Origin of the sequence: uncultured Cedecea sp., assembly GCF_947498825.1 — a bacterium.
In the GTDB taxonomy this organism is placed as follows: Bacteria; Pseudomonadota; Gammaproteobacteria; order Enterobacterales; family Enterobacteriaceae; genus JGM124.
The window spans coordinates 204,382-222,284 of the sequence record NZ_CANMLV010000001.1 but is presented as its reverse complement, the minus strand read 5'-3'; the positions used below and the strand labels follow the sequence as shown (position 1 = coordinate 222,284).

Below are 17,903 nucleotides of genomic sequence, written 5' to 3'. Positions count from 1 at the left end.
GAGAGGGATATGTCTATTTCGGTGAAAGTAAATGATGAGTCGGTATCGGGCATCAATAATACATCTGCCAATAGTAGTGTGGCAGGTAATAATGCGGCGGATTTACAAAACAGTTTTTTAACTCTACTTGTCGCACAGTTAAAAAACCAGGACCCCACCAATCCGATGGAAAACAATGAGCTGACTACGCAGCTCGCACAAATCAGCACCGTAAGTGGTATAGAAAAACTGAATACGACTTTAGGGGCTATCTCCGGACAACTAAACAATAACGAGTCAGTACAAGCCGCCAATTTGATTGGCCATGGCGTAATGATCCCGGGCGATAAAGTGCTGGTTGGCAGCAAAACCACGACGCCTTTTGGTGTTGAACTGGTTCAGGGTGCCGATAAAGTCAGCGCAACACTGACGGATAAAGACGGCAAAGTCGTTCGTACTATCGACTTAGGCGGACTGAGTGCGGGGGTCCACACCTTTAGCTGGGATGGCACCTTAGAGGATGGTTCTGCCGCCGTTGATGGGGCTTATACCGTGTCTGTCAGTGCCACAAATGGCGGTGCTCAGTTAGTTGCCCAGCCGCTCAATTTTGCCATGGTCAATGGCGTCGTGCGCAGTAACGGCAACGTCTTATTAGACCTTGGGACTTACGGAAACAGTACTCTCGACGAAATCAGACAGATTATTTAACCCTATAACTTTAGCAGGAGTAAGACATGTCGTTTTCTCAAGCGATAAGCGGCCTGAATGCTGCGTCCGCCAACTTGGATGTGATTGGTAACAATATTGCCAACTCCGCAACCTACGGTTTTAAATCCAGTTCGGTCGCTTTTGCCGATATGTTTGCCGGAAGCAAGACAGGCCTTGGCGTAAAAGTTGCCGATGTGATGCAGGATTTTAACGATGGTATCACCACCAGTACCGGGCGTGGACTGGACGTGGCGATTAGCCAGAATGGTTTCTTCCGTCTGGTCGATAATGCCGGACAAGTACTCTATAGCCGTAACGGTCAGTTCAAACTGGATGAAAACCGTAATCTCGTCAATATGCAGGGGTTACAGCTAACTGGTTATCCTGCTACCGGCGTACCGCCAACTATTCAGCAGGGTGCAGATCCGGTTGGATTAGCTGTACCCAATACCTTGATGCCTGCCAGAACCACGACCAACGCACATATCCAGATTAACCTGAACTCGATGGATAAGCTGCCAGTCATTGAGACATTTGATCCCAATAAATCAGAAAGTTATAACAAAAAAACCTCTGTTACCGTATTTGATAGCCAGGGTAACGTCCACGATATTAATCTCTTTTTTGTCAAAGGTAAGGCAGATAATACCTGGGATGTTTACTCCCTTGATAACAGCGCCCCCGGCAGTGAAGTCACGCCTGTTACCACAATGAAATTTGATAATAACGGTAACTTAGTTGAAGGCGTGACTACTGCAGGTGTTACCAGCGGCGTGATCGGGGGTGCCGATCCGGTGGTTTTTGAACTTGATTTCAGAAACTCCATGCAACAAAACACCGGTGATAACTATGTTATTGCTTCCAGTCAAAATGGTTATAAGCCAGGAGACTTGGTGTCTTACCAGATAAATGATGACGGTACCTTGGTGGGTCTGTACTCCAACGAACAAAGTCAGTTACTGGGGCAAATTGTCCTGACTAACTTCGCTAATCCCGGTGGTCTCGATGCCAAGGGCGATAACGTCTGGGGAGAAACGCGTTCATCAGGTACTGCCTTACTCGGAACCGCAGGAAACGGCAACTTTGGTATCCTGACCAGCGGAGCTCTGGAGGCCTCGAACGTTGATCTGAGTAAAGAACTGGTGAATATGATTGTCGCCCAGCGTAATTATCAGTCGAATGCGCAGACCATCAAAACCCAGGATCAAATCCTCAATAACCTGGTTAACCTGCGCTAAGCGTCTGACGGGAAATCTTAATGGATCACGCTATCTATACAGCGATGGGTGCGGCAAGCCAAACGCTGAACCAACAGGCCGTTACCGCCAGCAATTTAGCCAATGCGTCAACGCCAGGATTTCGTGCCCAGCTTAACGCCTTGCGTGCGGTTCCGGTGGAAGGACTGTCCTTATCTACCCGGACCTTGGTGGTCGCTTCCACCCCGGGTGCGGATATGACTCCGGGACCACTGGACTATACCTCCCGTTCTTTGGATGTTGCTATCCAGCAAAACGGCTGGCTGGTTGTACAGGGGGAAAATGGTCAGGAGGCTTACACCCGCAACGGTAATATTCAGGTCAGTCCTGGCGGTCAGTTAACTATTGGTGGCCGGCTGGTGATGGGTGATGGTGGGCCAATAGCCGTTCCTGAAGGGGCGGCGGTCACCGTTGCATCTGACGGGACGATTTCAGTGCTTAATGCCGGTGACGGACCTGAAACTGTGGGGCCGGTAGGGCGTCTGAAACTGGTCAGTGCTGATGCGCAGGAGGTGATGCGCGGTGACGATGGTCTGTTTCGTCTCACTGAAACTGCGCAGGCGGCACGTGGTGCGGTGTTGCCTGCAGATGAAACGGTTCGTGTCCTTTCTGGTGTACTGGAAGGCAGTAACGTGAAACCAGCAGAAGCCATGACCGACATGATAGCCAATGCCCGACGCTTTGAGATGCAGATGAAGATTATCTCGGGTGTAGATGAAAATGCACAGCGTGCAAACACGCTGCTGTCTGTGACCTAGCGTCAGATTTACTCTAACAAGGTAACAACATGATCAGTTCGTTATGGATTGCTAAAACAGGGCTTGATGCACAGCAAACCAATATGGATGTCATTGCCAATAATCTGGCAAACGTCTCCACCAATGGATTCAAACGCCAGCGTGCGGTATTTGAAGATTTGCTGTATCAGACTGTACGTCAACCAGGGGCCCAGTCTTCTGAGCAAACGACGCTCCCTTCGGGCTTGCAAATAGGTACAGGTGTGCGTCCGGTTGCGACTGAAAGGCTTCACAGTCCGGGTAATTTATCACAGACCAATAACAGCAAAGACGTGGCCATTAAAGGGCAAGGTTTCTTTCAGATCCTGATGCCAGATGGGACTGCCGCTTATACTCGTGACGGCTCATTCCAGATGGATCAAAACGGTCAGCTAGTAACGTCCAGTGGTTTTCAGGTTCAGCCTGCCATTACCGTACCGGCAAACTCACTGAAACTGACCATTGCCCGTGACGGCGTAGTCAGCGCCACGGTGCCTGGCCAGACATTACCGGTGCAAGTGGGGCAGCTGAGTTTAACGACCTTTGTCAATGATGCCGGTCTGGAGAGTGTCGGGGAGAATTTATATGTTGAAACCCAGTCTTCAGGTGCACCCAATGACACCACGCCCGGCTTAAATGGTTCAGGACTTTTGTATCAAGGTTATGTTGAAACCTCAAACGTCAACGTTGCCGAAGAACTGGTTAACATGATCCAAGTACAGCGTGCGTATGAAATTAACAGCAAAGCGGTCTCAACCACTGACCAAATGCTGCAAAAACTCTCGCAACTCTAAAGTGTAAGTCAGGGTGATATATCGCCCTGACTGCCGTTTTCTGAAGATAAAAGTCATGCAAAACCCTATGGTGTTACGTCCTGTAATATTGAGCCTGTTATTACTGAGCGGCTGTGCTTTCGTGCCGCAGAAACCACTGGTTCAAGGTGCCACCACGGCGCAACCGGCTCCGGGACCCGCACCGGTGGTGAATGGTTCAATATTCCAGAGCGCACAACAGGTCAACTATGGTTACCAGCCGCTGTTTGAAGACAGACGCCCCCGGAATATTGGTGATACGTTGACCATTCAGTTGCAGGAAAATGTGAGTGCCAGTAAGAGTTCATCAGCGAACGCCAGTCGTGATGGCAAAACGAGTTTTGGTTTTGATGCGACCCCCCGCTATCTTTCGGGTTTATTTGGTAATGGCAACGCGAACCTCGATGTCTCGGGGGGGAACACATTTAATGGCCGCGGTGGCGCGAATGCCAGCAATACCTTCAGCGGTACGCTGACCGTCACTGTCGACCAAGTACTGGCTAACGGTAACTTACATGTGGTGGGCGAGAAACAAATCGCTATTAACCAGGGTACTGAATTTATTCGTTTCTCGGGCGTTGTTAATCCTCGCACCATCAGCGGCAGCAATACCGTCGCCTCGACCAATGTTGCAGATGCGCGCATTGAATATGTCGGCAACGGGTATATCAATGAAGCTCAGAATATGGGCTGGCTGCAACGTTTCTTCCTTAATGTATCGCCGATGTAAGCGAGGAATTTTATGATTAAATATTTACTCGGACTGACCCTCATCTTACTCAGCAGCGGTGTGTTCGCAGACAGGATCCGTGACCTGACTACGGTACAAGGCGTTCGTGAGAATGTGCTGATTGGCTATGGTCTGGTGGTCGGACTGGATGGTACGGGTGACCAGACGACCCAGACACCTTTTACCACTCAGAGTCTTAATAATATGCTGTCCCAGCTCGGTATCACCGTACCGACAGGGACCAATATGCAGCTGAAAAATGTCGCTGCGGTAATGGTAACGGCAAAATTTCCGGCCTTTGCACGAGCAGGTCAAAACATTGATGTTGTCGTTTCCTCGATGGGGAACGCGAAAAGCCTGCGTGGTGGAACCTTATTAATGACCCCGCTAAAAGGGGTTGACAGTCAAGTTTATGCCCTGGCCCAAGGTAATGTTTTAGTGGGCGGTGCGGGTGCGGCGGCAGGGGGCAGTAGTGTCCAGGTCAACCAGTTAAACGGTGGACGTATTACCGGCGGGGCGATTATCGAGCGTGAGCTACCGAGTACATTCGGAACGAATAATACGCTTAATCTGCAGATGAATACGGATGACTTTACCCTGGCACAACAAATCACTGACACCATCAATCAGGCTCGTGGTTATGGTAGCGCCACGGCGCTTGATAGTCGCACCATTCAGATCCGTGTTCCGACAGGAGGGAGTTCCCAGGTACGTTTTCTTGCTGATATTCAGAACCTGCAAGTCAATATGCCGATTCAGGATGCCCGGGTAATTATCAACTCCCGCACTGGCTCGGTTGTCATGAATAGGGAAGTCACGCTTGACAGTTGTGCTGTGGCGCAAGGTAATTTGTCGGTGACCGTGAATCGGCAGGATGTGGTGAGTCAGCCTGATACCCCGCTGGCTGGCGGACAAACGGTGGTGACGCCCCAGACGCAAATTGATATGCGTCAGAGCGGTGGTGCTGTTCAGAGTGTTAATGCCAGTGCAAATCTGAATAACGTTGTCAGAGCGTTAAATGCCCTCGGCGCCACGCCAATAGATCTGATGTCTATTCTGCAATCGATGCAAAATGCCGGTTGTTTACGGGCAAAACTGGAAATTATCTGATGCTGAACGATACCGGATTACTGACAGGTGCCGCCTTTGATGCCACTTCACTCAACCGCCTGAAAACTAAAGCGGGCCAAGACCCGCAGGGAAATCTGAAAGAAGTTGCCAGGCAAGTTGAGGGCATGTTTGTGCAGATGATGCTAAAAAGCATGCGTGAAGCCTTGCCCAAGGACGGCATATTCAGTAGTGAATCTACGCGGATGTATACCAGCATGTATGATCAGCAAATCGCTCAGCAACTGAGCGAAAAAGGTCTGGGTTTTGCAGATGTCCTGGTGAAGCAAATGTCAGCGAGTAGCGGGGGGAGCGCCGGGGAAAACACAGTAACAAATGACGCTGATGCTGATATTACCGTTCCTGTGCGGTTTGCCCCTCAGCAAATAAATAGCTATCAGCGTGAGATGATGGAAAGCATTGTACGCCAGGCTGTACCTCGCCCTGCCCAGACAGCAGGGGGATTAAGCGGTGATAGCCGCGACTTCCTGGCTCAGCTTTCGCTGCCTGCCAAACTGGCCAGTGAAGCCAGTGGTATACCTCACCACTTAATTCTTGCGCAGGCGGCGCTGGAATCCGGCTGGGGGCAGCGACAGATCCGTACCGAACAAGGCGCTCCAAGCTTTAATTTGTTTGGGATAAAAGCAAGCGGAGACTGGCGCGGAAAAGTGACCGAAATCACTACTACGGAATTTGAAAATGGTGAGTCGAAGAAGGTCAAAGCACGTTTTCGGGTCTACGATTCCTGGCTGGAATCGCTTTCTGATTATGTCAATTTACTGACACGTAACCCACGTTATACCGCGGTCACTAACGCCAGTACAGCGGAGCAAGGAGCGCATGAGTTACAGAAAGCCGGTTATGCGACGGACCCGAATTATGCCAAAAAACTGACGGGTATGATCCAGCAGCTAAGAGCGATGAACGATAAGGTTACCCAAGCCTACAGTAATGACTTATCGAATTTATTTTAAAACACTCAAGAATGGCAAACTGTTGCCGATAATTGTCATCAGAACCTGTGACACTTTGCAAGTAAGGAATTTTGATGTCCAGTAGCTTAATTAATACTGCGATGAGTGGCCTGAATGCTGCTCAGGCGGCACTGAATACTGTCAGTAACAATATCTCTAATTACAATGTTACGGGCTATACCCGCCAGACGACAGTCCTTTCCCAGGCGAACAGTTCACTGATCAATGGTGGATACATCGGCAATGGCGTCCAGGTCACGGGCGTACAGCGTGAATATGACTCTTTTATCACGAATCAGCTGCGCGCCGCACAGACGCAGAGTGCCGGGTTAAGCACGCAATACCAACAGATGTCTAAAATTGACAATATTCTGTCAAGTACCACGAATTCACTGGCAACCAGTATCCAAGATTTCTTTACGGCGATACAAACATTAACCAGTAATGCAGAAGATCCGGCTGCGCGTCAGTCCTTGCTGGGTAAGTCTGAAGGTCTGGTTAATCAGTTCAAGGTGAACGACCAGTATCTGCGTGACCTCGATAAACAAGTGAATACGTCACTGACCAGCAGCGTAGATCAAATTAATGCCTATGCCAGCCAGATTGCCAATCTGAATGACCAGATCTCACGCCTGAGTCGCGGCGCTCAGCCAAATGACCTGCTTGATCAGCGCGATCAACTGGTGACCAATCTGAATAAAATTATCAATGTTGAGGTCACCGTTCAGGATAGTGGCACCTATAACATCTCTATGGGGAACGGTATCAGCCTGGTGCAAGGGAGCTCCAGTGCAAAACTGGCAGCCGTGGGTTCCAGTGCCGATCCTTCACGTCTGGCGGTTGCCTATATTGACGCCAATGCAGGAAAAATTGAAATACCTGAAAGTCAGATAACCAATGGTTCACTGGGGGGGCTGCTCAAGTTTCGTTCCGAAGATTTGGATAATGCACGCAACCGTCTCGGGCAGTTAGCCCAATCTTTCGCGACCTCATTTAACGAACAGCACGGCAAGGGTTATGACGCGAATGGGGATGAAGGAACAGACTTTTTCAGCGTCGGTCCGGCAGTGGTTCTGAGTAACAGTAACAATTCCTCGCAGACCCAGCTAACGGCGAGCCGTAGTGATAGTTCTGACGTTCAGGCCAGCAACTATAAAGTGGAATTTGACGGTAAAGCCTGGTCTGTGACTCGGTTATCAGATAACGCAAAAATTGCACCGGGTCAGGTTGAGGCCGACGACGGAAAGATCAGTCTGAATTTTGACGGTCTGAAGGTAGAGGTAAGTGGCACACCCGAAAAAAACGACAGCTTCACGGTGAAACCCGTCACTGACGCGGTCGTCAATATGAGCGTCTTAATTAAAGACGAAAGCAAACTGGCGCTGGCCAGTGAGGCCGATTCAGGGAGAAGCGATAACCGTAACGCTCAGGCATTACTTGACTTGCAAAGTGCCAAGGTCGTCGGCGGTAATAAAAGTTTTAACGATGCTTATGCGAGCCTGATAAGCGATGTCGGTAATAAAACCGCGAGCCTGAAGGTTATCAATACGACCCAAAGCAATATCGTGACTCAGCTGAACACCCAGCAACAATCTATTTCTGGCGTCAGTCTTGATGAAGAATACGTAAACTTACAACGTTTCCAGCAATATTACATGGCAAATGCCCAAGTTTTACAAACCGCATCGACTCTGTTTGATGCCCTGCTGAGTATTCGCTAACAGGAGCCCTAACGATGCGTATCAGTACTCAAATGATGTATGACCAGAATCTGCGCGGCGTCACCAATGCGCAAAGTTCGTGGCTGGCTTCGGGTGAACAACTGGCAAGCGGTAACCGTGTTAATCGTCCGTCTGATGACCCGATTGCGGCATCTCAAGCAGTTGTTCTTTCCCAGGCTCAGGTACAAAACAGCCAGTATCAGCTTGCCCGGACCTTTGCTAATCAAAAAGTATCGCTGGAAGAGAACGTTCTGTCGCAAGTGGTTACTGCCGTCATCAGTGCGCAAGGTAAGATTGTGAATGCCAATAACGCGTCACTCAGTGACAGTGACAGGGCTTCCCTGGCTACCGATCTGGAAGGAACACGTAACCAAATACTGAACCTTGCCAACAGTACCGATGGTAATGGCCGTTATATTTTTGCTGGCTATAAAACAGAACAACCTCCTTTTGAAGATACAGAAACGGGTGTGGTTTATCGGGGAGGGGATTCGACCATTACTCAACAAGTCGATAGTGCCCGCAGCATGGTAATTGGTCATCCTGGCAGTCAGATTTTTAATACTATTTCAGGGTATGCGAAACCTGAGCCAGATGGCAGCGCAAGTGAAACCAATATATTTGAAATGTTTGATTCGGCAATTGCAGCGCTTAAAAAACCGCTGGAAAGCCTGACTGACAGCGAACTGGATGCAGTGAATAAAACCAACCGCGGGCTGGGAAATGCACTGGATAATATCCTCTCCGTTCGTGCTGAACTGGGTACCCAGATGGCAGAACTGACCAAACTGGATGAGCTGGGAAGCGAGCGTGCGCTTGGACAGAAGTCGCAGATGACGACGCTGACCGGGGTAGACTGGAGTGCCGCTATTTCTGACTACCTGATGCAAAAAGATGCCTTACAGGCTTCCTATAAAACCTTCAGCGATATGCAAGGTATGTCACTCTTTCAACTAAATCGTTGATATTTAAAATATTAACTCACCAGAAGTTCGGGTTATACTTAAAGCCTGCTTCCCTGCCCGGAAGTCGGCTTTTTTTATGGCTGGAGCCCGGTGCTCTGGCTGTGACCCGAGATAAATTCTTCTCTGATTGACAGGTATTGACAGAAATAGTTGCCTGGCACACTCCCCTCAATACCGATTAACAAAACGAAAGCAGAAGCACACTATAGAAAAAACTCTGGCATAATGAACGTTCATGTATAGAGATATGTTTTTAAACTGGCTTTTGCTATTCGATCGTTTATTGTATTTTAGTCACTTGTCAGAGTTATTGATAAAAGAAAGGATTACATGTGAGTCTTGAAGATGACACACACTCAAATCGCCCGAAAGGAAAGTGGTGGCTGGCCGGAAAAACGCCAGACTATCGTTTTACTCTGGCAAACGAGCGTACCTTTCTGGCCTGGATCCGTACTGCTCTGGCATTAATGGCAGGGGCTGTGGGTATTGAACAGTTCTCCCCCAAATTTTCCTCAGCCGGGCTTCGGATAACTATCGCCTTGACGCTGCTGTGTGCCGCCGCAAGCATAGGTTTTATCGCCTGGCGACGCTGGCGATCGAATGAATATGCTATGCGCCTTGAGCGCGATTTACCCTATACCCGTGTTCTGCTAATGCTAGCCGTCTTTATGGTTATTTTAGCCTCTTTGCTGGGGGGATTACTTTGGCAGGCGCAACCGTGAATGTTCGGGATCCTGGATTACAGCGGGAGCGAACGACCTTAGCGTGGCGGCGTACTGGCTGGTCGATGCTCATGCCTGGAATTCTCTGTCTGCGAGGCTGGTACTATCAGGATAATTTACTGTACCTGGTAAGCAGTTTGTTACTGCTGTGCAGTGCTCTGGCCATATTAACGGGTCAGGTGAGTGGTAAGCATCATTTGCTCTCATTGCTCGTCATGATAACGAGCCTGCTGCTTGCCCTAATGATACTGACACAATAGTCGGTTGGACGGGAAGGGCAGTCGGACAGGTGCCAGAATAAACCTGGCTCCTGTCCGAAAAGAAGCATTAGTGCTTAGTCTGTAATAATCGCTCCGGCATCTTTTTGAATGACCGGGCCATCTTTCACGGTTACGTTAAGCCCTTTTGTTTCTAGTTCAGCATTACGTACACGGATACCGCGATCTGCCTCGATATTGACATTCGTGAAGTGAAAACCACTTAACGGAGCTTCCGGAGTACCAATAATATAGGCCGCAGCACGGCTTTTACCGGTTGACGTTAAGTTTTCAACGGTGATATTGCTGAAGTGTGGTGTTTTATGTTTGTCGAAAGGCTGCTTCGGATCGCTGTCTGGCGGATAAATTTGTTCACCCATTGTGAAACCACCCGCTTTGAGTTGTTCATCGACTTCTGCCTGAACAATCGGAGCGGCTTTATAGTAGGCGGAGAAGACCAGAGGCACTTCGACATCTTTCATTGTGGTATTGCGGTAAACAATATTTTTGACTTCGCCCCCTTTTCCGCGAGGACTTTTGATACGAATACCGTACATTGATCCTTCAAAGTTATTATTTTCCACCAGCACATTATTCACGCCGCCAGCACTTTCACTGCCGATAGAAATACCGCGACCCTGCTTCAGAGTATTATTGGCGATATAAATATTGTCTACCACGCCGTCCGGGAATCTGCCGTCCGGTTTCTCGGCTTTGATAGCGATATGATCATCATTACAGTCGATATAGTTATTAGTGATTCGAATATTCTGGCTATCAATAGGATCAATTGCATCGGTATTAGGGGCATGCCAGGGTGATAAGATCTTGGTACCGTTAATATCAACATCATGTGAATAACGCGTCACAATATGAAAACTCGGCGAGTGCGTCAGGGTGATGCCATCAATCAGTACGTTATGGGCATTTTTTACATACACCAGGCGTGGTCTGTCGGTGCCGCCTTTTTTGCCTGTTGCACGGATATTTTCACGCCAGCGTTCCCACCATACGGCACCCTGACCATCAATGGTGCCTTCGCCGACAATCGCGACATTGTTCGCATCGGCAATACTGATAAAAGGTAGCCACTTATTTTCCGCCTCAGCGTACCTGGTCTGGTCATTAGCACGGTAGGCATCAATTTCGGTGGATGCGACCAGTGTCGCGTTTTTCTCCAGCTTTAACTGAATATTACTTTTCAGAAAAATAGGATTGGCTAAGTAGTTTCCCTCAGGAACCAGGACGGTCCCCCCGCCAGCTAACGCGCAGTCATCAATCGCTTTCTGGATTGCCTCAGTGTTTAAAGCAATTTGTAAACGATGGCCTTCCGCGCCATATTCGGTAATGTCACAGATTTTATCTGGGAATTTTACATCACTTGCAGCAAAGACTTGAGAAACGGGAAGCGCACCAAGAACACATAAGGCAATAAGGGATAGAGAACGACGGTTATTCATACCAACTCCTTTTATTAAAACTACGTTTTAATAAAAATACACCACCTTTTCTTTTCTTGCTGGTATAAAGATCACTTTTTTAACATGACATCATAATTTGCTGATTATATTCCGAAACATGCGATTGATATAACGAGGGAATATTTCTCTTTAGTGATAAAAAAACCGGTCAATGAAAATTGACCGGTTTATTCAATTCAACTAAGGGTAAAAATTAGTCGACGCTTTGAGGACGTGTTGCCGGAGCAGTAGCTTGATGCGTGGCACTGTGACCACCCGCAGAACCTTTACCCGTAAAGGCGAACTCAGGACGAACCCAGTCGCTGTGAGTGACTGCTTCTGGCACATAAGTCGGGGCTGGTGCACGTGTCATTGGTGCTGTGGCATGGCGAGCGGACACGACAACGACTGTGCTTTCAGGCTGGCTTTCTGCCACATCAGGCTCTGCTGATACGGCTGCAGGCTGCACTGGTGTATCCACTGGCGCCGGACGTGTCGCAGGAGCTACGGCAACTACGCGTTCAGTCACAGGCGCTTTTTCGGTTACCAGTGGCGCTGGAGCAGATTCAGCAGCTTTCACCGCTTGCTCTTCTGCTACTGGTTGCTCTGGACTTGCAGGCGCAGCAGCTTCGGCAGGCGCAGCAACTTCAGCAGGTGCAGCAACTTCGGCAGGCGCAGCAACTTCAGCAGGTGCAGCAACTTCGGCAGGCGCAGCAGCTTCGGTAGGCGCAGCAGCTTCAACAGGTGCAGCAGCTTCGACAGGGGCAGCAACTTCGACAGGTGTAGCAGCTTCGGCAGGGGCAGCAGCTTCGACAGGTGCAGCAGCTTCGACAGGGGCAGCAACTTCAACAGGAGCAGCAACTTCGACAGGTGCAGTGTTTTCAGCAGGTGCAACAACTTCGGCAGGGGCCTGTACGACTGCTGTTTCTGGTGCGACAGTGGCAGGCGTTACTGCTGACTCAACCACTTCGGCTACGACTGCTGGTAAGGCTGCTTGATTCTGTAACGCAGCATTTTCCTGATAGTCGTTAACACGGTTCACCGGATAGTGGATAAACACTTTACCGGATGCCAGTTCCGGAGAAGCACAAGCCGTAGCCAGCGGCATAGGTGAAACACTTGGATAACGCTCATCACGATAGCGACGGCGGCGCTGACCGCTGACACGTAGATGGCGCGGAGAGCGACGTGAACGACGTGGCATACCATTGTTATCACGGTTATCGTTAGCATCTTCTGTCGCTTCAGTTGCGACTTGAGCCTGAGTATTAACGACCGCAGGTGGCGCAGCAGCAATCTCAGTGGCAGCAGGCTCGGCAACAGTATCTGCCTGAACATCATCAGCAACAGAATCAAAGCGAACTTTTTGAGTCAGCTGGCGCTGTTTACGACGTTCAACAACAACCTGCGTGCGTTCTTCTTGCTCGGTCTCGGCCCCGGTTACTTCCTCTTGACGCTGCAGCGCTTTAACTTCTTGCTGTGCCTGGCGTTTATCATCGGAACGACGGCGGTTTCTCTCATTACGACGAGGAGCATGATCATCACGTGATTTCTGCTCTTTTTCCGCTGTTTCCGCTACCGCATCACGCACATCCTGGGTATCGGTATTTTGCTGAGCATTTGGACGGCGATTACGGCGATTATCTTCACGATTCTCACGATTCTCACGATTCTCACGAGGTTCACGTGTTTCGTTACGATTGTCGTTACTGCCTTCACGAGTACGGTTATTGCGCTCACCGCGATCGCGACGATTGTTAGGACGTCGTGTATTACGGCGGTCAGTACGTGGCTCGCGTGGTGTTGCTGTTTTCTCTTCAGTGACTTCTTTTTCAACAGCGGCGTCATTATCAGAAGCAAAGAGTTTTTTCAGAGCACGTAAGAAACGAGTGACTAAGCCTGGGCCCGCATTGACGGCGGGTGTTGCTATTGTTTCTGCAGCAGTCTGTTTTGTGACAGAGGCTGGCGTCTCTGCCGAGGCAGGAGGCATCGGTGGAACTTCCGGCATGGCAAAGGTGGCCAGGGCCGGTTGTTCAGGGCGTTTACGCTCGGCATACTCTTCTTCAGACGGCATTGCCATCTCTTCTTCATGCAGCTTTGGCAGCATATAGCTTAGCGTTTGAGTCTCTTCACCTTTACGAACACGCAGTACAGAGTAGTGCGGGGTCTGCATCTGATCGTTTGGTACGATAATGGTGCGAACGCCGCCTTGACGCTTCTCAATAGCGTTAACGGCTTCACGTTTTTCGTTTAACAGATAAGAAGCGATAGGCACTGGAACGATAGCATGAACTTCTTTCGTGTTTTCTTTCAGGGCCTCTTCTTCTATCAGACGTAAAATAGACAAAGACAGCGATTCATTATCGCGGATAGTCCCGGTACCGCTGCAACGCGGGCACACGTGGTGGCTGGATTCTCCCAGTGACGGGCTAAGGCGCTGACGCGACATTTCCAGCAGGCCAAAACGTGAAATATGGCTTATCTGGATACGCGCCCTGTCCTGGCGTACGGCTTCACGAAGACGGTTTTCTACTGCGCGCTGGTGACGTACCGGCGTCATATCGATGAAGTCGATAACAATCAGGCCACCAAGGTCACGCAAGCGTAACTGGCGGGCAATTTCATCGGACGCTTCAAGGTTGGTATTAAAGGCTGTTTCTTCAATATCACCGCCACGGGTGGCGCGGGCGGAGTTAATATCAATCGCGGTCAGGGCTTCGGTGGTGTCGATGACAATTGAGCCACCAGAAGGCAAGCGTACTTCACGCTGGAAGGCAGATTCTATCTGCGATTCAATCTGATAGTGGCTGAATAACGGGATTTCACCGGTATACAGTTTGATTTTACTGCTGAAATCAGGGCGACCGAGAGCGGCAATATGCTGACGAGCCAGCTCAAGTACTTTCGGGTTATCAATGAGAATTTCACCGATATCCTGGCGGAGATAGTCGCGAAATGCACGGACAATAACGTTACTTTCCTGGTGGATCAGGAAGGGGGCCGGACGGCTTTCTGCGGCTTTCTGAATCGCTTCCCAGTGTTTTAAACGGAAACTTAAGTCCCACTGTAGGGCTTCGGCAGATTTGCCAACACCAGCAGTACGAACGATCAGTCCCATACCGTCTGGCAATTCAAGAGAAGAGAGCGCTTCTTTCAGTTCGGTACGGTCATCACCCTCAATACGACGAGAAATACCACCGGCGCGCGGGTTATTCGGCATCAATACCAGATAGCTACCTGCAAGACTAATAAAAGTCGTCAGCGCAGCACCTTTGTTGCCTCGTTCCTCTTTGTCTATCTGAACAATAACTTCCTGACCTTCACGCAGTACATCTTTGATATTCGGACGGCCGTGTGAGGAGTAACTGGCTGGGAAATATTCGCGGGCAATTTCTTTTAGGGGAAGGAAACCATGTCGTTCTGCACCGTAATCAACAAATGCTGCTTCCAGACTCGGTTCAATACGGGTAATTTTGCCTTTATAGATGTTCGCTTTTTTCTGTTCGTGCCCCGGGCTTTCGATGTCCAAGTCATACAGACGTTGCCCATCTACAAGGGCGACACGCAACTCTTCTTGCTGAGTTGCGTTAATTAACATTCTTTTCATCGTAACTTACTCATTATTCTTACATTAGTATTAGTGCTGCGGGCAAAAGTAACGCTAACCGGGAATGAACCGATGGCCTCGTGACTGAACGCCAAGTCGTCAACCTCACGGTTGTCGCTGGCTGAGAGGCGCAGAGTGTCGGTAGCCTGTATTTCATAAGGAAATACAGCGCAATTATCGTGGGAATAACCTTAGATATTTTCTTAAAAGTTAATTCCATTTACCGGTCAGGCCGCAACCCGCAGCCCGCTAACTGCCCGAAAATACAATACGTCTTATGCCATTGCTGCGCGGATGAATGTTCGGGCAAAACAGGTATTCCGTAAATTTCTTGTAAATCCAAGTATCAACAACGGAAAACCGTCACATTATTCCATTGCTAGCCTTATTATAGCAAGATGACTTTTTCCAATACGAGTCAGTTTGCCACAGTTTTAACTCACTTTTTAATCAACTAGCTGGAACGATAAATTAAAGATGAGTTAAGCTGCCTAAAACAGGGCTGATATTCAGTTAAGCACATAAAAATGAGTGGCGCTATGCGTCCGGGCTATTTAGAATCGCCAACCATGAAAACAGAGACTCCAGCAGTAAAAATTGTTGCTATTTCAGCCGATGAAGCAGGGCAGCGTATCGATAACTTTTTGCGTACCCATTTGAAAGGGGTTCCGAAGAGTATGATTTACCGTATCTTGCGCAAAGGTGAGGTTCGGGTAAATAAAAAGCGTATTAAGCCAGAATATAAACTGGAAGAGGATGACCAGGTACGAATTCCTCCTGTAAGGGTGGCTGAGCGTGAAGAAGATGCCGTTTCTCCGCATCTACAAAAGGTGGCGGCACTTGAGCACGTGATTTTATACGAGGATGACCATATCCTGGTATTAAATAAACCTTCGGGTACTGCTGTACACGGTGGCAGTGGTTTAAGCTTTGGTGTGATAGAAGGTCTGAGAGCCTTGCGTCCGGAAGCCCGCTTTCTTGAGCTGGTGCATCGCTTAGACCGCGATACATCAGGCGTTTTGCTGGTGGCTAAAAAACGTTCAGCCCTGCGTTCTCTGCATGAGCAACTGCGTGAGAAAGGAATGCAAAAGGACTACCTTGCACTGGTACGCGGGCAATGGCCGTCGCATATTAAAAGTATCCAGGCTCCTTTACTGAAAAATATTCTGCAAAGCGGGGAGCGTATTGTCCGGGTAAGTAGTGAAGGTAAACCATCAGAAACGCGCTTCAAAGTAGAAGAACGGTTTGATATTGCCACGCTTGTTCGTTGTAGTCCTGTTACAGGTCGTACTCATCAGATCCGCGTACATACTCTTCATGCGGGGCACCCGATTGCCTTCGACTCTCGCTATGGTGAGCGGGAATTTGATAGTCAGTTAAGTGGAACGGGTTTGCATCGACTGTTCCTGCATGCACTGGCATTGCGTTTTACCCATCCGAATACCGGGGAAATTCTGCGCATTGAAGCTCCGCTGGATGAGGGGCTCAAGCAGTGTCTGAAAAAGTTACGTAAACCTCATTAAATTTTCACATCAACGCTGCCCTTTATCAGGCAGCGTTGATAGTTTCCTGCCCGGCTAGCCCAGCAGTGGGTTATAGCCTTCATTTCGTAACATCTCACACAAGGTGATTAAAGGAAGTCCGATGAGCGTATTCGGATCTTTACCACTGAGTTGTTCAAACAGGGTTATCCCGAGTCCTTCGCTTTTAAAGCTGCCTGCACAGTGTAAAGGTTGTTCCTTATCGATATAGTTACGGATCTCTTGTTCTGTTAGCTGGCGAAAATCAACGTTAAATATCTCGTAGCAGGTCTGACAGTTGCCAGTACTGCTATTGAGCAAGCTCAGCCCCGTATAAAAAGTCACCCGCTTACCACGGGCTGCAAGCAGTTGTTCTACGGCCCTTTCAACTGTGTGGGGTTTACCCACGATTTGCTGATTCAAAATACAAACCTGATCGGAGCCAATAATTAAATGTTGCGGGTAATCTAAGGCTAATGCTTGTGCTTTGGCATGAGCCAGGCGCATCACGAGTGACGCAGCATCTTCATTTTGATGGGCTGTTTCATCAATATTCGGCGCGACAGCAATAAAGGGAAACGATAATTTTTGTAACAAACTCTGACGTGCGGGAGAGCTTGACGCAAGAACGATAGATTTCATATTTTTTTGATTAAAGATAGCGAATTAGATAAAGGCATTTTAAACTGTGTCGCCGCAAAGTGTTCGAATAATTGGCAAAGGGCTTCTTGGAAAGCCTTTTTCTTTGACTCTATGACATTACAAAGTTAATATGCGCGCCCTATGCAAAACGTAAAATTACCCCTGACGCTTGATCCGGTTCGTACCGCCCAAAAACGCCTCGATTACCAGGGTATTTATACCCCAGATCAGGTTGAGCGTGTAACTGAGTCTGTTGTCAGCGTGGACAGTGATGTAGAATGTGCGATGAGATTCGATATCGACAACCAACGCCTTGCCGTTTTAACCGGTGATGCGAAGGTCACGGTCACTCTCGAATGTCAGCGCTGTGGGAAACCGTTTGTTCACCACGTTCACACAACGTATTGTTTTAGTCCTGTTCGTTCTGATGAACAAGCTGAAGCACTGCCGGAAGCGTATGAACCAATTCAGGTTGATGAATTTGGTGAAATCGATCTTCGGGCCTTAGTTGAGGATGAAATTATCCTCTCTTTGCCTGTTGTTCCGGTGCATGATTCTGAACACTGTGAAGTGTCCGAGGCGGACATGGTCTTTGGCAAACTGCCTCCAGAGGCGGAGAAACCAAATCCATTTGCCGCATTAGCCAGTTTAAAGCGTAAGTAATTGA

16 protein-coding genes are annotated in these 17,903 nt (G+C 48.9%); 13 read left to right on the top strand and 3 right to left on the bottom strand.

What is annotated here, in order from left to right:
* Positions 1 to 9: 9 nt before the first annotated feature.
* The 11 genes from flgD (at position 10) to Q1A40_RS01010 (ending at position 10,010) form a co-directional block, all read left to right on the top strand.
* The gene (gene flgD / locus Q1A40_RS01060) at positions 10 to 687 is read left to right on the top strand and encodes a flagellar hook assembly protein FlgD (protein WP_299996648.1); all 678 of its coding nucleotides are present in this window, start codon (positions 10 to 12) and stop codon (positions 685 to 687) included.
* A 26-nt stretch (positions 688 to 713) separates the two neighbouring features.
* Entirely contained in the window at positions 714 to 1,925 is a 1,212-nt protein-coding gene (flgE, locus tag Q1A40_RS01055) for a flagellar hook protein FlgE (protein WP_299996645.1), read from the top strand.
* A 20-nt stretch (positions 1,926 to 1,945) separates the two neighbouring features.
* The gene (locus Q1A40_RS01050; RefSeq protein ID WP_299996642.1) at positions 1,946 to 2,701 is read left to right on the top strand and encodes a flagellar basal body rod protein FlgF; all 756 of its coding nucleotides are present in this window, start codon (positions 1,946 to 1,948) and stop codon (positions 2,699 to 2,701) included.
* Positions 2,702 to 2,730: 29 nt separating this feature from the next.
* Positions 2,731 to 3,513 (top strand): flagellar basal-body rod protein FlgG, encoded by a 783-nt coding sequence (flgG, locus tag Q1A40_RS01045; RefSeq protein ID WP_299996639.1) that lies wholly within the window; start codon positions 2,731 to 2,733, stop codon positions 3,511 to 3,513.
* Between the two features lie 55 nt (positions 3,514 to 3,568).
* Positions 3,569 to 4,261: a flagellar basal body L-ring protein FlgH gene (locus Q1A40_RS01040; protein ID WP_299996636.1), complete on the top strand. Its 693-nt coding sequence runs from the start codon at positions 3,569 to 3,571 to the stop codon at positions 4,259 to 4,261.
* Positions 4,262 to 4,273: 12 nt separating this feature from the next.
* A complete protein-coding gene (locus Q1A40_RS01035; protein WP_299996633.1) occupies positions 4,274 to 5,371 on the top strand; it encodes a flagellar basal body P-ring protein FlgI in 1,098 nt (365 codons plus the stop codon).
* Complete coding sequence (gene flgJ, locus Q1A40_RS01030; RefSeq protein WP_299996631.1) at positions 5,371 to 6,342, top strand: flagellar assembly peptidoglycan hydrolase FlgJ; 972 nt, start codon at positions 5,371 to 5,373, stop codon at positions 6,340 to 6,342. The genes Q1A40_RS01035 and flgJ overlap by 1 nt, the downstream gene beginning before the upstream one ends.
* Positions 6,343 to 6,416: 74 nt before the next feature.
* Positions 6,417 to 8,063, top strand: a complete 1,647-nt coding sequence (flgK, locus tag Q1A40_RS01025; RefSeq protein WP_299996628.1) for a flagellar hook-associated protein FlgK — start codon at positions 6,417 to 6,419, stop codon at positions 8,061 to 8,063.
* A 14-nt stretch (positions 8,064 to 8,077) separates the two neighbouring features.
* The gene (gene flgL / locus Q1A40_RS01020; protein ID WP_299996625.1) at positions 8,078 to 9,028 is read left to right on the top strand and encodes a flagellar hook-associated protein FlgL; all 951 of its coding nucleotides are present in this window, start codon (positions 8,078 to 8,080) and stop codon (positions 9,026 to 9,028) included.
* A 332-nt stretch (positions 9,029 to 9,360) separates the two neighbouring features.
* Positions 9,361 to 9,750, top strand: coding sequence for a DUF202 domain-containing protein (locus Q1A40_RS01015; RefSeq protein WP_299996622.1), 390 nt, complete (start codon positions 9,361 to 9,363; stop codon positions 9,748 to 9,750).
* Positions 9,732 to 10,010 (top strand): DUF202 domain-containing protein, encoded by a 279-nt coding sequence (locus Q1A40_RS01010; RefSeq protein WP_299996619.1) that lies wholly within the window; start codon positions 9,732 to 9,734, stop codon positions 10,008 to 10,010. Before Q1A40_RS01015 ends, Q1A40_RS01010 begins: the two co-directional genes overlap by 19 nt.
* Positions 10,011 to 10,084: 74 nt before the next feature.
* On the opposite strand, the gene Q1A40_RS01005 is transcribed toward Q1A40_RS01010, so the two are convergent.
* Both Q1A40_RS01005 and rne read right to left on the bottom strand, forming a co-directional pair.
* Positions 10,085 to 11,467 carry a glycosyl hydrolase family 28 protein gene (locus Q1A40_RS01005; RefSeq protein ID WP_299996616.1) on the bottom strand — a complete coding sequence of 461 codons (1,383 nt, stop codon included), beginning with the start codon at positions 11,465 to 11,467 and terminating at the stop codon, positions 10,085 to 10,087.
* A 214-nt stretch (positions 11,468 to 11,681) separates the two neighbouring features.
* Positions 11,682 to 15,074: a ribonuclease E gene (gene rne, locus Q1A40_RS01000; protein WP_299996614.1), complete on the bottom strand. Its 3,393-nt coding sequence runs from the start codon at positions 15,072 to 15,074 to the stop codon at positions 11,682 to 11,684.
* Positions 15,075 to 15,643: 569 nt separating this feature from the next.
* Between rne and rluC the strand changes: the two genes are divergently transcribed.
* Positions 15,644 to 16,597 (top strand): 23S rRNA pseudouridine(955/2504/2580) synthase RluC, encoded by a 954-nt coding sequence (rluC, locus tag Q1A40_RS00995; protein ID WP_299997824.1) that lies wholly within the window; start codon positions 15,644 to 15,646, stop codon positions 16,595 to 16,597.
* 54 nt (positions 16,598 to 16,651) lie between these two features.
* Here rluC and Q1A40_RS00990 read toward each other — a convergent pair whose 3' ends face one another.
* Positions 16,652 to 17,236: a nucleoside triphosphate pyrophosphatase gene (locus Q1A40_RS00990; RefSeq protein ID WP_299996611.1), complete on the bottom strand. Its 585-nt coding sequence runs from the start codon at positions 17,234 to 17,236 to the stop codon at positions 16,652 to 16,654.
* Between the two features lie 141 nt (positions 17,237 to 17,377).
* Here Q1A40_RS00990 and yceD point away from each other — a divergent pair, with 141 nt between their 5' ends.
* Entirely contained in the window at positions 17,378 to 17,899 is a 522-nt protein-coding gene (yceD, locus tag Q1A40_RS00985; RefSeq protein WP_299996608.1) for a 23S rRNA accumulation protein YceD, read from the top strand.
* Positions 17,900 to 17,903: the final 4 nt, after the last annotated feature.